Below are 14,019 nucleotides of genomic sequence, written 5' to 3'. Positions count from 1 at the left end.
CGCGTTGCCTTATTGCTTCATGTTGATGATGACGCTTTCCTGCCACAGTCGCGGCAGCTGTTTTGCCGCTTTATCCCACGCGGCGGTATCGGCGATAGGATGCGCATTTTTGTATTCCGCATCCGGCAGCATTTTGGCCTGCACGTCCGCTGGCAGTTTCAGGTGTTCTGCGCGAATTGGGCGGGCATAGCCGCGTGCGAGGTTAATCTGCCCGGCGTCGGAGAAGATATATTCACGCGCCAGTTTGGCGGCGTTCGGGTGTTTGGCATATTTGTTGATGATGGTGGTGTAGCCGGAGGTGATAGAGCCATCGGACGGGATCACCACTTCAAAGCGTTTCGGGTCAATCTGGTCGCGGTAGTTCAGACCGTTGAAGTCCCACACCACGGCGACCTGAATCTCCCCCTTCTCGATGTTGGCAATCACCGGATCGGTTACGCCAAGCCGCCCCTCTTTTGCCAGCTCGCTAAAGAAATCCAGCGCGGGTTTCAGGTTCTTCTCGTTGCCGCCCATCGCGTAGCTGGCAGCCAGCACGCCGTTGGCCGCCTGTGCCGCAATGCCGACGTCGCCGATGGTCACCACATATTTGCCTTTCTTCAGGTCGGCCCAGCTGTGGGGGATATCTTTGACCTGGTCTTTATTGATGATAAAGGCGATGGTGCCGGTATAGGCCAGCGCCCAGTGGCCATCTTTGTCTTTCGCCCAGTCCGGGATCTGATCCCAGGTGGTGGGTTTGTAGGGTTGCGTCACCCCTTTCTGCACGGCAACCGGCCCGAAAGCCGCACCGACATCGCCGATATCCGCACTCGCGTTATTTTTCTCCGCGGCGAACTTGGCAATCTCCTGAGCGGAGGACATATCCGTATCACTGTGCTTGATACCATATTTGCTGCTGATATCTTCCCAGGTGCCTTTCCAGTTAGCCCAGCTGTCAGGCATGCCAACGCTGTTAACCTGGCCTTCCGCCTGCGCGGCTTTTTCCAGCGCGGCGGTATCGGCAGCCCAGCTGCTGGCCGGTAATGACAGGACGATGGCACTGGCTAATACGGATGCGAACAAAGATTTCATGGTTGATGCTCCGAATAATGGGGGTGGCCTTCTGGACTAGTCCAGCAAGATGCGAGCCAATCTAGCCTGGTGGGATGAATGTTTTATGACAGCGCCCGTGGGCTGTGGACTAGTCCACCCTCTCCTGCCAGGCTGTGTCCGTAGGCTTGCGCCCCCGGTGGTGCGATTATTGTGCAGTTTCGCACCAAATTGAGGCTTAACGATGACCAAATCATTAACGGTGGATGTAATCAGCAGGACACTGGCGGCGAGGATCCGTCAGGGGGATTATGCCGCCAGTCGGCGTCTGCCTGCCGAACGCGTGCTGAGCGAGCAGTTCGCCACCACGCGCATCACGCTGCGTGAGGCGCTGGGGCAGTTGGAAGCCGAGGGAATGATTTATCGCGAACTGCGGCGCGGCTGGTTTATCGCTCCGCCACGCCTCGCCTACGACCCGCTGCTGCGCAGCCACTTTCACGCGATGGCCGAACGCCAGGGGCGCGTCGCTGCCACCCAGGTGCTGGATGCGCAAAGTGTGGCGGTCAGCGCGACGATAGCCACGCGTTTGGAGATGCAGGAGGGGGAAGAGGTGGTGCGCATTCGTCGCCTGCGGCGCATTGATGGCCGGGCGGTGCTGTATGTCGAACACTATCTCAACCCGCGCTATTTTCCTCAGCTGCTGAGCTTTGACCTGACGCGTTCGCTGACCCAGCTGTATCAGGAGGAGTATGGCATCAGCTATGGCCGTGTCGGCTTCACCATGCTGCCCGCCCCGCTGCCAGCCTTCGCCGCCCCGGCGCTGAAAGTCGCCGCCGGCAGTCCGGCACTGTTTATCACCCGCGTTAACCGCGACCAGCACGACCGGATTATCGACTGCGACTGCGAGTACTGGCGTTATGACGCGCTGTATATTGCGGTAGAGGTGAAGCAGGCAGTAAACGAGGTGGGATAACGTCCTGGCCAATCATCGATAAAGCGCGATGAACCGTCAGCGGCGTGAATGACGGTTCATCAGTGAAGGCGGTTTAGTGACTGATTTGAGCCAGGTCGTGGTCAGAGAGGCCGGTCAGCTCTTTGACTAATTGCATCTCCATGCCTTTCAGGATCAGATTACGCGCGACCTCACGCTTTCCTTCCTGCCGTCCGGTCTCAAGACCTTTTTTAAGACCCTGCTCAAGGCCTTTCTGTTCAAGCTGCTCAGCAATAGTCATCAGTTGGTCCTCATACAGTGGCATTTTCCGCGCCAGATTACGTACGAAAGCTTCAGCGTCCTGAGATCGCAGAGATCGCGGAGCGGGGGCGTACACCCCCGTGAGGGATCAATCCGCGTCATATCCCAGGTTCGGGGCCAGCCAGCGTTCAACTTCGCTGACCGGCATGCCTTTGCGTTTGGCGTAGTCTTCAATCTGGTCACGCTGCAGCTGGGCAACGGCGAAATATTTACTGTCCGGGTGGCTGAAAATCCAGCCGGAGACCGCCGCACCTGGCCACATGGCGAATGACTCGGTGAGCTGCATGCCGGTGTGAGTTTCCACGTCGAGCAGCTGCCAGATGGTGGCTTTCTCGGTGTGCTCCGGGCAGGCGGGGTAGCCCGGTGCCGGACGGATGCCCTGATAGTTTTCGCGGATCAGCTCTTCGTTGCTGAGGTTTTCAGTGGCGGCAAAGCCCCAGATGACCTTACGCACCCGCTCATGCAGGTATTCGGCAAAGCCTTCCGCCAGGCGGTCTGCCAGCGCCTTCACCATGATCTTATTGTAGTCGTCATGCTTAGCATCCCAGGCTTCAGCCAGTGCATCCTCTTCCAGCCCGCCGGTCACGGCAAAGGCGCCGAGGTAGTCGGCCTTACCGCTGGACTTTGGTGCGACGAAATCAGCGAGACAGTAGTTAGCAAAGCCCGTTTTTTCTGTCTGTTGGCGTAAGTGATGACTCACTTGCAAAATATGCGAGCGCGATTCATCAGTGTAGATTTCAATGTCGTCACCCACGCGGTTAGCCGGGAAAATCCCCACTACGCCGCGCGGATTGAGCGCGCCATCGCGACTGAGCTGGTCGAGCATCGCATTGGCATCGGCGAACAGGCGTTTTGCCTCTTCGCCGACCACCTCATCTTCCAGAATGCGCGGATATTTTCCCGCCAGAGACCAGGTCATAAAGAATGGCGTCCAGTCGATGTAGTTGCGCAGCACTTCGATGTTAGCGCTTACTTCGCTTACACCCAGCCTGTGTGCTGGCGGGGGTGTATAACTTTGCCAGTCGAAGGTAAAATCATTGTCGCGTGCAGCCTGCAACGTCACCGGCGGCGTGCGCGGCTTCTTACGCGCATGCTGAATACGCACCGTGTCATACTCTTTGCGCGTGCGGGCCACAAAGTCTTCGCGCTGCGTCGCCGACAGCAGCGCCGACACCACGCCCACGGTGCGCGAAGCATTCTGCACGTAGACCGTTGGCCCGCTGTAGTTCTGCTCGATTTTCACCGCCGTGTGCGCTTTTGAGGTGGTCGCGCCGCCAATCAACAGCGGCAGGGTAAAGCCCTGGCGTTCCATCTCTTTTGCCACGTTGACCATCTCATCCAGCGACGGGGTGATCAGCCCGGACAGCCCGATAATATCGGCGTTGTGTTCGCGGGCCGTTTTCAGAATTTTGTCGCTCGGCACCATCACGCCAAGATCGATTATTTCGTAGTTATTACACTGCAACACCACGCCGACGATATTCTTGCCGATGTCGTGTACGTCGCCCTTCACCGTTGCCAGCACGATTTTGCCATTGGTGCTGCCCTTCTCTTTGCTGGCTTCGATATAGGGTTCAAGGTAAGCCACCGCCTGCTTCATTACGCGGGCAGATTTCACCACCTGCGGCAGGAACATTTTGCCCTCGCCGAACAGGTCGCCGACCACATTCATGCCGGACATCAGCGGCCCTTCAATCACCTCAATCGGGCGAGCGGCCAGCTGACGTGCGGCTTCAGTATCTTCCTCAATAAATTCGGTAATGCCTTTCACCAGCGAATATTCGAGGCGCTTCGCCACTTCCCAGCTGCGCCATTCCGCCTGGGGTTTAGTGCTGTCATCTTCCGCTTTGCTGCGGCGATATTTCTCGGCGAGGTCGAGCAGGCGCTCGGTGCCGTCGTCGCGGCGGTTCTGAATAACGTCCTCCACCGCTTCACGCAGATCGCCTGGCAAATCGTCATAGATTGCCAGCTGCCCGGCGTTGACGATGCCCATATCCATGCCGTTGCGGATGGCGTGATAGAGGAACACCGCGTGGATCGCCTCGCGCACCGGGTCGTTCCCGCGGAAGGAGAACGACACGTTGGAGACGCCACCAGAGATCATCGCATGCGGCAGTTCGCGCTTGATATCTTCACAGGCGCCGATAAAGTCCATCGCGTAGTTGTTATGTTCTTCGATCCCGGTGGCAACGGCGAAGATATTTGGGTCAAAGATGATATCTTCCGGCGGGAAGCCCACGTCTTCAGTCAGCAGCTGATAAGCGCGGCGGCAGATCTCGATTTTACGCGCGCGGGTGTCTGCCTGGCCCACTTCATCGAAGGCCATCACCACCATCGCCGCGCCGTAGCGCCGCACCAGGCGGGCATGTCGCAGGAACTGATCGACCCCCTCTTTCATCGAGATGGAGTTCACAATCCCTTTGCCCTGAATGCACTGCAGGCCTTTTTCGATCACCTCCCACTTGGAGGAGTCGATCATGATTGGCACGCGGGCGATATCCGGCTCGCCGGCGATCAGGTTAAGGAAACGCACCATCGCCGCTTCGGCGTCGAGCATCCCTTCATCCATATTGATATCGATGATCTGCGCACCGCTCTGCACCTGCTGCAGCGCGACTTCCAGCGCTTCGTTATACTTTTCTTCTTTGATCAGGCGCTTAAACTTCGCCGAACCGGTGACGTTGGTACGCTCGCCGACGTTCACAAACAGGCTTTCCGCGCTGATGGTCAGCGGCTCCAGCCCGGAGAGGCGGCAGGCGACTGGCAATTGCGGCAGCTGGCGCGGGGCGACGCCGTCGATAGCTTGCGCCATCGCCGCAATGTGCTGCGGGGTGGTGCCGCAGCAGCCGCCGACGATATTGAGGAAGCCGGAGCGCGCCCATTCACCAATCTGTTCGGCCATAATGTCAGCATCAAGATCGTACTCGCCAAAGGCGTTCGGCAGCCCGGCATTCGGATGAGCAGTAACATAGCTTTCGGCGATGCGCGACAGCTCGGCCACATACTGGCGCAGTTCATCCGGGCCAAGCGCACAGTTAAGGCCAAACGAGAGCGGCTCGGCGTGGCGCAGCGAGTGATAGAAGGCTTCGGTAGTCTGGCCGGAGAGCGTACGGCCGGAGGCATCGGTGATGGTGCCGGAGATCATCAGCGGCAGCTCGATGCCGAGGGCTTCGAACTCCTCTTTGACGGCGAAGATCGCCGCTTTGGCGTTCAGGGTATCGAACACCGTTTCGATCATGATGATATCGCAACCGCCTTCCACCAGCGCACGCGTCGATTCACGGTAGGCTTCCACCAGCTGATTAAAGGTGACGTTTCGAAAGGCTGGGTCGTTAACATCAGGAGAAATGGAGCAGGTACGGTTAGTAGGCCCTAACACACCTGCAACATAGCGCGGGCGATCCGGCGTTTTAGCACTCCATTCATCGGCGCAGGCGCGCGCCAGCTTTGCGGCGGCGTAGTTAATTTCTGCTGACAGCGACTCCATATGGTAGTCGGCCATCGCGATGGTGGTGGAGTTGAACGTGTTGGTTTCGAGGATATCCGCGCCTGCAGCCAGATAGCCGTTGTGAATTTCGCTAATTATATCCGGTTGGGTGAGCACCAGCAGGTCGTTGTTGCCCTTGAGATCGCTCGGCCAGTCGGCGAAACGCGCACCGCGATAATCTTCTTCTTCCAGCCTGTAGCTCTGGATCATGGTGCCCATACCGCCATCAAGCAGCATAATGCGTTTTTTCAGCTGCTGATGCAGCGCTTCAATCCGGTTACTCACAGCACTTCCCCTTCCACTTCACTCGCAGGCACCAACGCCAACACGCCATACTGGCACAACTTTTGCGCGGGTAAAAGTTATGCGATATGAGAGTTCTTCAGCCACTAATAAAGCCAGAAAAAGCTGGAAGTATGACGGGTATGCAACGAAAATGATTTCCATAACCATAACAACTAAGGAGTCAGGTATGGCCACCCCCGTCGCGGCAAAACGCGGAAAGAAACCCCGCGCTGCCGCCGCTGCTCCCGCTGCACCTGCCGGGCAGGTCCAGTCATTAACCCGCGGCCTTAAGCTGCTGGAATTCATTGCCGAATCGCACGGCAGCGTGGCGCTGACCGAACTGGCGCAGCAGGCCGGCTTACCCAACTCCACCACCCATCGTCTGTTGACGACCATGCAGCAGCAGGGATTTGTGCGTCAGGTGGGCGACTTAGGGCTATGGACCATTGGCGCGCACGCGTTTGTGGTCGGCAGCAGCTTCCTGCAGAGCCGCAACCTGCTGGCGCTGGTGCATCCGATGTTGCGTTCGCTGATGGAAGAGTCGGGAGAGACGGTGAATCTGGCGGTACTGGACCTCAGCGATCATCAGGCGGTGATTATCGACCAGGTGCAGTGTACCCAGCTGATGCGTATGTCGGCACCGATTGGCGGCAAGCTGCCGATGCACGCCTCCGGCGCCGGTAAAGCGTTTCTGGCCAATCTGAACGACAAGCAGGTAACGGAACTGCTGCATCGCAAGGGGCTGCACTATTACACGCCGAAAACCCTGATGTCGCCGCAGAGCCTGAAGGATAATCTCGCGCTGGTGCGCAAAACCGGCTATTCGTTCGACGATGAGGAACATGCGCTGGGGCTGCGCTGCGTGGCCGCCTGCATTTATGATGAGCACCACGAACCGTTTGCGGCAATCTCCATCTCCGGCCCAATCTCGCGTATTACCGATGACCGCGTGACCGAGCTGGGTGCGCTGGCGATTAAAGCCGCCAAAGAGATCACCCGCGAATATGGCGGTGGGCGCTAACCTCATTTATAGCCAAAATAATGGGAGCGGCATTAAAGGGTATGAAGGGTATAGCGCTGGCAAAAGCGCTGACGCCGACGATAAGCAAACACATCTTCGATATGGCCATTGCGGATGCGCTGCTGCAGCTCGCGCCAGTACCCGGCGCGAAACAGTTCACTGTGCATCTCATCGAACAGCCTGGCGATTGCCGGGTCGGCACACAGATAGTGACGAAACTCCTCCGGGAACACATCCTCCGGCGACACGCTGTACCACGGCTCGTGGCTCAGCTCATCCTCCGGGTAGCGCGGCGGCGGGATGTCGCGAAAATTCACTTCGGTCATGTAGCTGATTTCATCGTAGTCATAGAACACCACGCGCCCGTGGCGGGTGATGCCGAAATTTTTATACAGCATATCGCCGGGGAAGATGTTGGCCGCCGCCAGCTGCTTTACCGCGTTGCCGTACTCCTCGATTGCCTCGCGCCGCTGCTGCGGATTAGCCTGCTCCAGCCACATATTGAGCGGCGTCATGCGGCGCTCCATGTACAGATGGCTGATGACCAGCTGCTCGCCCTGATAGTGGAGTTTCTCCGGCACCTCGCGCTGCAGCAGTGCCAGCAGCTGTGGGCTAAGTCGCTGCTGCTCGATCGCGAAGTTTTCAAACTCCTGGGTGTCGGCCATTCTGCCCACGCGGTCATGCTCCTTGACCAGCTGGTAGCACGCGCGCACCCGCTCCGGCGTGACCTCTTTCTGCGGCGCAAAGCGGTCTTTGATCACCTTAAATACCCGATCGAAGCCCGGCAGGGTAAATACCAGCATCACCAGGCCCGGTACGCCGGGCGCGATAACAAACTGTTCGCGGGTGTGCGTCATATAGCTGAGGTATTCGCGATAGCTCTCAGTCTTGCCATGCTTCTGGCAGCCAATCGCCATATACAGCTCGGCGGTGGTTTTGCCGGGTAGGATCTCGCGCAGCCATTCGACCAGCGCCGCCGGCAGTGGGGCATAAACCATAAAATAGGAGCGGGCGAAGCCAAACACGATACTCGCCTCACGGTTGCTGGTCAGGCAGGTATCGATAAACAGCTCGCCCTCATCGCTGCGGTGGATTGGCAGCAGAAAGGCGCAGATGCCGCAAGGGGTGCGCAGTTTAGCCACCAGCCAGGCCGCTTTGTTACGATAAAACAGTTCGTTAGCCACCTGTAGCGTTGCCTGCTGTAGCGCCTCCGTACTGAACTGTTCGTGCAGATGCGCCGTGATAAAGCCGATATCACGGGCCAGATCCTGCCAGGGCAGGCGCAGCGGCAGGTCGTGCAGCAGACGGCTCAGCAGCGGCGGCCAGCCGGCCGTCGCGCTGAACTCCCTGGCCAGCGGCCGCGGAATGGTACGAAAGCGCCGTTCGGGCTGCGAGCTGAAGATAAACAGCCGCTCCGGCGTCAATGCCTGGTGGCTGAACAGCCGACAGTAGACGGAGTTAAAAAAGCTTTCGGCAATCTCAAAACGCGGATAGTCCGGCAGCAGATCGGTGTAGATCGCTTTCACCCGCTGGAGAAAATCGCGGTCGTCGGCCTGTGAGGCGGTGATGCAGCGCAGCTGTTCTACCACCAGGCCGACGTGATGGTCGTAGAGGTGAATACGCGCTTTCATCGCCTGCTGCACCGCCAGCCAGTCGGCCTGTTCAAAGCGCTGCTGCGCCCCGGCGGTAATCTCAAGAAAGCGACCATACTGCGCGTCAAATCCCTGCAGGATAGTGCGGGCAATCAGGGTTTCGAGTGTGGCCATGGTGTGCCTCCGGCGCTGGATTCAGGAAGGGACGGGCATGCCCGTCCCTGTTGAGAAACCTGAAGCGTTGTGGTTAAAACTGATCTTCTTCCGTCGAACCGGTCAATGCCGTGACGGATGACACCCCACCCTGAATAATGGTGGTGACATGGTCAAAGTAGCCGGTGCCGACCTCCTGCTGATGCGAAGAGAAGGTGTAACCCTGCTTGATGGCGGCAAACTCCGGCTGCTGCACTTTCTCTACGTAGTGGCGCATCCCCTCCCCCTGCGCATACGCCTGCGCGAGGTCGAACATGTTGAACCACATGCTGTGGATCCCTGCCAGGGTGATGAACTGATATTTGTAGCCCATTTCAGACAGTGCCTGCTGGAAGCGGGCGATGGTGTCGTCGTCGAGATTCTTTTTCCAGTTAAATGACGGTGAACAGTTGTATGCCAGCAGCTTGCCGGGGAAGCGGGCGTTTATCGCGTCGGCGAAACGGCGCGCCTGCTCCAGGTCCGGCTTCGAGGTTTCACACCAGATCACGTCGGCGTAAGGTGCGTAAGCCAGCCCGCGGCTGATCGCCTGTTCGACTCCGGCATGGGTGCGGAAAAAGCCCTCCGGGGTGCGCTCACCGCTGATAAATTCGCGGTCATATTCGTCGCAGTCGGAGGTGATCAGGTCCGCTGCGTCGGCATCGGTACGCGCAATCAGCACCGTTGGCACACCCATCACATCCGCCGCCAGCCGCGCCGCCACCAGTTTCTGAATCGCTTCCTGGGTTGGCACCAGCACTTTGCCACCCATATGTCCGCACTTCTTCACCGAGGCCAGCTGATCCTCAAAATGTACGCCGGCGGCTCCAGCCTGGATCATCGACTTCATCAGTTCAAATGCATTCAGCACGCCGCCAAATCCGGCTTCGGCATCAGCGACAATCGGCAGGAAGTAGTCAACATGGCGCGGGTCGCCCGGCTCAATCTCGCTCGACCACTGGATCTGATCGGCTCGCTGGAACGTGTTGTTGATCCGTTCCACCACCGACGGCACCGAGTTGGCCGGGTACAGCGACTGGTCCGGGTACATGCTGGCTGCGAGATTAGCATCGGCCGCGACCTGCCAGCCGGATAAGTAAATAGCCTCAATCCCCGCTTTCGCCTGCTGCAGCGCCTGCCCACCGGTCAGGGCGCCCAGGCTGTTGACATAACCTTTCTTCGCTCCGCCGTTAAGCAGTTTCCAGAGCCGGTGCGCACCGTTTTCGGCCAGGGTACAGACCGGGTTGACCGAGCCGCGCAGCTTAACCACTTCCGCCGCGCTGTAGGGGCGGGTAATGCCGTCCCAGCGAGCTTCACGCCAGGTTTGTTCTATCTGCTGAATCTGTTGGATACGAGAAGTCATTGTGGTGCTCCTTGTCAGGGTTCAGGGGAGTAAGCGGTAGCCGGGCAGAGTCAGAAACTCCACCAGTTCGGGTTCGGTAGTAATGCGCTCCATCAGCGCGGCGGCTTCATTGAAGCGCCCGTTGTCATAGCGCGTGTCGCCCAGCTCCTGGCGAATAACCTGCATCTCTTCAGTCAGCATCTGGCGGAACAGCGCTTCGGTCACCTCTTCTCCGCTTTGCAGGGTTTTGCGATGGTGGATCCACTGCCAGATAGAGGTACGCGAGATCTCAGCGGTGGCAGCATCCTCCATCAGACCGTAAATTGGCACGCAGCCGTTACCGCTAATCCAGGCTTCGATGTACTGCACCGCCACGCGAATATTGGCGCGCATGCCCGCCGCGGTGCGCGCTCCGTCGCAGGGGGCCAGCAGCTGCTCAGCGGTAACCGGGGCATCCTGCACGCGCATTACCTGTAGCTGGTTTGGGCGGTCGCCCAGTGCCTGATTGAAAATCTCCATCACGGCGTCGGCCAGGCCTGGATGTGCAATCCAGGTGCCGTCATGCCCATTGGTGGCTTCACGCTGCTTATCAGCCTGCACTTTATCCAGCACCCACTGATTGCGTTCGGCATCTTTGCTGGGGATAAAGGCCGCCATGCCACCCATCGCAAACGCGCCGCGCCGGTGGCAGGTTTTGATCAACAGCCGTGAGTAAGCATCGAGAAACCCCTGATCCATCGTGAGCGACTGGCGATCCGGCAGGACGCGATCCGGGTAGTTCTTCAGCGTTTTGATGTAGCTGAAGATGTAATCCCAGCGGCCGCAGTTTAGCCCGACGATGTGATCGCGCAGGTGATAGAGGATCTCGTCCATCTGGAATACCGCCGGCAGCGTTTCAATAAGCAGCGTGGCTTTGATGGTACCGCGTGGCAGATCGAAACGATCTTCGGCGTAGCTGAATACGTCACTCCACCAGGCCGCTTCCTGGTAAGACTGGGTTTTTGGCAGGTAGAAATAGGGGCCACTGCCCTTTGCCAGCAGCGTGTCGACGTTGTGAAAGAAGTAGAGCGCGAAATCAAACAGGCTGCCCGGGATCGCCTCATCACGCCAGGTAACGTGTTTTTCCGGCAGGTGCAGCCCGCGCACGCGGCAGATCAATACCGCGGGATCGGGCTTCAGCTGGTAGATCTTCCCGGCTTCATTGCGGTAGCTGATAGTGCCGTTTACCGCATCGCGTAGATTGATCTGTCCGGCAATCACCTTCTCCCAGCTGGGCGCCAGCGAATCCTCAAAATCCGCCATAAAGACATTCACGTTGGCGTTGAGCGCATTGATCACCATCTTGCGTTCAACCGGGCCGGTGATCTCTACCCGGCGGTTCTGTAAATCGGCTGGGATACCGCGGATCTTCCACTCTTTATCTTTAATGGAATTCGTTTCCGAAATAAAACCCGGCAGTACTCCGCCATCGATTTTACGCTGCACCCGTTGGCGATCGGCCAGTAGTGCATTACGTCGCGGCGTAAAGCGTGCCACCAGTTCAGCCAGAAAATCGACGGCGGAATCGGTAAGGATCTGTTGTTCTGCCTGACCAAACGTGCGCTGAAAGGTCAGTTCGCTGCTGATTACCTGCTGTGTCATCTTTTTCTCCTGTCATCGACCGGTGGGCGGCTGAGAGATCCGGCGTGCTGCCGCTGAACAATCTTTAAGCTACAGGATCAAAATATAATCAGTTAAAATTTAAAATCAAAAACTATTTCCATTTTAATTAAAAATTCATCTCAACATGATGATTTAAAGAGAGATTAAAGATCACAATAACAGGAAGGTGTTTTCATCGGTAATGTGAGGAAGATCGGGTGACAGGATTAAGCTTGATGGGGAGGAGCTTAGAGCTGTAGAAATGCCAAAGGGTGGATCGAGGATCCACCCTTTGCTTTCTACGTTCAGCGCGACTATTCGAGCGTCGGGTTCATATGGCGCAGGTCGAATGGCGTAATCTGGTAAACGTAGTAGTTGAGCCAGTTGGAGAACAGCAGGTTGCCATGGCTACGCCAGCTGGCACGCGGCGGTAGCTCAGGATTGTCATCGGGGAAGTAGTTGAATGGCACTTCCGGCTGCAGGCCAGCGTCGTAGTCGCGATGGTATTCGCCGGAAAGCGTCAGGGCATCGTACTCGGGGTGGCCGGTGACAAATGCCAGGCGCTTATCCTTGCTGGCAAACAGATAGGCTCCGGTCTGCTCCGATTCCGCGAAGATCTCCAGATCGGTGTAGTCTCGCAGTAGCTGCACCGGGAAATCAGCATAGCGTGAGTGCGGCGCAAGGAAGGTATCGTCAAAGCCCCGCGTGAGCAGCGCATGCGGATGCAGGATCTGATGCTCAAACACACCTGAAAGCTTATTTTCCCGCGTCTGCTTGGGGATGCCATACAGAATGTTTAACGCCGCCTGTACCGCCCAACAGACGAACAGTGTGGAAGTGACGTGTTCTTTCGCCCAGTGCAGCACCTGCTGGATCTGGGGCCAGTAAGCCACATCATTAAAGTCGACCAGTCCCAGCGGCGCGCCGGTGACGATCAATCCATCGTAGTTATCATGCTGAATATCTTCGAAATTACAGTAGAAATTGTTCAGATGCTCCGAAGGGGTATTACGTGATTCCCGGCTGTCGATGCGCAGCAGCTGCACATCAATTTGCAGGGGAGAGTTGGAGAGCAGGCGCAGAAACTGGTTCTCGGTTTCGATCTTCTTCGGCATCAGATTCAGTACCAGCACTTTTAGCGGGCGGATCATCTGCGTGCTGGCACGCGTGGACGTCATGACAAAGACGTTCTCGTTGCGCAGAAAATTCACGGCTGGTAATTCATCGGGTACCCTGATCGGCATAACCTGCTTCCTCACTACATACGTTTATACGTTTAGACATCCAGACAGCCAAAGATAACGCGCTCTGCCGCGAATGTCGAGTATTCATCGAATAGTTGAAAATGTTTCATCACGCCTGGCTTTGGGGACTAAAAGTGTTGTTCCCGCAGTGTGCGTCAATAATAGCTACAATAGGGAAGTCGGGAGCTGCCTGGCTTTGTTAGATTGCATATTTCTAAACAGATAATGTGTTCACGGATATGCAAAAAATAAAGGAGTACCTCGCGCTGGCGATGATGATGTGCGTGCCATATCTGATTGTAATGGCTGATAATTATATTTTTAAAAATGAGGTTAATAAGCATCCAATAACCGCCATCTCGCACTCTGTCTTTCTGATTATTAATATAATCCTGCTGTATAAAATCAAAGATAATAACAGAGACCTGTCCGGGGGGATCTTACTGATTATAGGGCTTTTTGCTGCGATGTTTATCCGTGAGAACCGGGAAAATATTCGCGATTTATTTAACGGAGCGCTTCACTGGTCGTGGCTGGCTATCGCAATATCAGTGAGTTATCTGTGGCAGGCGGCTCAGCAAGGCATCAGGAAGGCTTTGAGAAATCTTGTCGAGCTGCACCGATTCGGCGATTATAACTACTTGATTTGTGGTCTTATTTTAGTGCTGGTGTGGTCCAGACTGTTTGGCAACCGCTATGTCTGGAAGGGAATTGCGAATATTCATTATAGCGAAGCATTGAAAAATACTGCTGAAGAGCCCACTCAGAGCCTGGGTTATCTCATCATTATGTATGGATTAGTGAAGATCTTACGCAGTAAGTAGGCAGCACGTGTCGATCAACGATTGGCCTTTGGGATCTGGCGTGCTTAACAACCCTGTAAACGCAAAAAACCCCGGCCTTTCGGTCGGGGTTATTGCTTTATTTGATGCCTGGCAGT

At 56.8% G+C, this 14,019-nt stretch carries 10 protein-coding genes; 3 read left to right on the top strand and 7 right to left on the bottom strand.

All coding sequences use genetic code 11. From position 1 onward, the window contains the following. Positions 1–9: 9 nt before the first annotated feature. Positions 10–1,068, bottom strand: a complete 1,059-nt coding sequence (locus QLG07_RS02710; protein ID WP_048917601.1) for an ABC transporter substrate-binding protein — start codon at positions 1,066–1,068, stop codon at positions 10–12. A gap of 202 nt (positions 1,069–1,270) precedes the next feature. Between QLG07_RS02710 and QLG07_RS02705 the strand changes: the two genes are divergently transcribed. Beyond that, positions 1,271–1,999, top strand: a complete 729-nt coding sequence (locus QLG07_RS02705) for a UTRA domain-containing protein (RefSeq protein WP_230050823.1) — start codon at positions 1,271–1,273, stop codon at positions 1,997–1,999. A gap of 73 nt (positions 2,000–2,072) precedes the next feature. On the opposite strand, the gene QLG07_RS02700 is transcribed toward QLG07_RS02705, so the two are convergent. Beyond that, complete coding sequence (locus QLG07_RS02700; protein WP_348994602.1) at positions 2,073–2,354, bottom strand: hypothetical protein; 282 nt, start codon at positions 2,352–2,354, stop codon at positions 2,073–2,075. Positions 2,355–2,366: 12 nt separating this feature from the next. Further along, positions 2,367–6,050, bottom strand: coding sequence for a methionine synthase (gene metH / locus QLG07_RS02695; protein ID WP_282468416.1), 3,684 nt, complete (start codon positions 6,048–6,050; stop codon positions 2,367–2,369). A 187-nt stretch (positions 6,051–6,237) separates the two neighbouring features. On the opposite strand from metH, the gene iclR reads away from it, so the two are divergent. Continuing rightward, positions 6,238–7,071 carry a glyoxylate bypass operon transcriptional repressor IclR gene (gene iclR / locus QLG07_RS02690; protein WP_230050830.1) on the top strand — a complete coding sequence of 278 codons (834 nt, stop codon included), beginning with the start codon at positions 6,238–6,240 and terminating at the stop codon, positions 7,069–7,071. A gap of 32 nt (positions 7,072–7,103) precedes the next feature. Here iclR and aceK read toward each other — a convergent pair whose 3' ends face one another. The 4 genes from aceK to metA form a co-directional block, all read right to left on the bottom strand. Beyond that, positions 7,104–8,837 (bottom strand): bifunctional isocitrate dehydrogenase kinase/phosphatase, encoded by a 1,734-nt coding sequence (gene aceK, locus QLG07_RS02685; protein ID WP_282468415.1) that lies wholly within the window; start codon positions 8,835–8,837, stop codon positions 7,104–7,106. A 73-nt stretch (positions 8,838–8,910) separates the two neighbouring features. Continuing rightward, on the bottom strand, positions 8,911–10,215 hold the full coding sequence (aceA, locus tag QLG07_RS02680) for an isocitrate lyase (RefSeq protein ID WP_282468414.1): 1,305 nt from the start codon (positions 10,213–10,215) through the stop codon (positions 8,911–8,913). A 21-nt stretch (positions 10,216–10,236) separates the two neighbouring features. Next, complete coding sequence (gene aceB / locus QLG07_RS02675; protein ID WP_282468413.1) at positions 10,237–11,835, bottom strand: malate synthase A; 1,599 nt, start codon at positions 11,833–11,835, stop codon at positions 10,237–10,239. Between the two features lie 314 nt (positions 11,836–12,149). Next, positions 12,150–13,079: a homoserine O-succinyltransferase gene (gene metA, locus QLG07_RS02670; RefSeq protein ID WP_133622216.1), complete on the bottom strand. Its 930-nt coding sequence runs from the start codon at positions 13,077–13,079 to the stop codon at positions 12,150–12,152. 239 nt (positions 13,080–13,318) lie between these two features. On the opposite strand from metA, the gene QLG07_RS02665 reads away from it, so the two are divergent. Beyond that, positions 13,319–13,903 (top strand): hypothetical protein, encoded by a 585-nt coding sequence (locus QLG07_RS02665; protein ID WP_282468412.1) that lies wholly within the window; start codon positions 13,319–13,321, stop codon positions 13,901–13,903. The last annotated feature ends 116 nt before the right edge of the window (positions 13,904–14,019 follow it).

The organism is Erwinia sp. V90_4 (assembly GCF_029967685.1).
Taxonomy (GTDB): domain Bacteria; phylum Pseudomonadota; class Gammaproteobacteria; order Enterobacterales; family Enterobacteriaceae; genus Erwinia; species Erwinia aphidicola.
This window is presented reverse-complemented; position numbering and strand designations above follow the sequence as displayed.

What these genes read in the sequence shown, in the direction of transcription:
- metA (WP_133622216.1), bottom strand. Translation starts at nt 13,079, where the DNA reads ATGCCGATCAGGGTACCCGATGAATTACCAGCCGTGAATTTTCTGCGC.
- QLG07_RS02710 (WP_048917601.1), bottom strand. Translation starts at nt 1,068, where the DNA reads ATGAAATCTTTGTTCGCATCCGTATTAGCCAGTGCCATCGTCCTGTCA.
- aceK (WP_282468415.1), bottom strand. Translation starts at nt 8,837, where the DNA reads ATGGCCACACTCGAAACCCTGATTGCCCGCACTATCCTGCAGGGATTT.
- QLG07_RS02665 (WP_282468412.1), top strand. Translation starts at nt 13,319, where the DNA reads ATGCAAAAAATAAAGGAGTACCTCGCGCTGGCGATGATGATGTGCGTG.
- QLG07_RS02705 (WP_230050823.1), top strand. Translation starts at nt 1,271, where the DNA reads ATGACCAAATCATTAACGGTGGATGTAATCAGCAGGACACTGGCGGCG.
- aceA (WP_282468414.1), bottom strand. Translation starts at nt 10,215, where the DNA reads ATGACTTCTCGTATCCAACAGATTCAGCAGATAGAACAAACCTGGCGT.
- iclR (WP_230050830.1), top strand. Translation starts at nt 6,238, where the DNA reads ATGGCCACCCCCGTCGCGGCAAAACGCGGAAAGAAACCCCGCGCTGCC.
- aceB (WP_282468413.1), bottom strand. Translation starts at nt 11,835, where the DNA reads ATGACACAGCAGGTAATCAGCAGCGAACTGACCTTTCAGCGCACGTTT.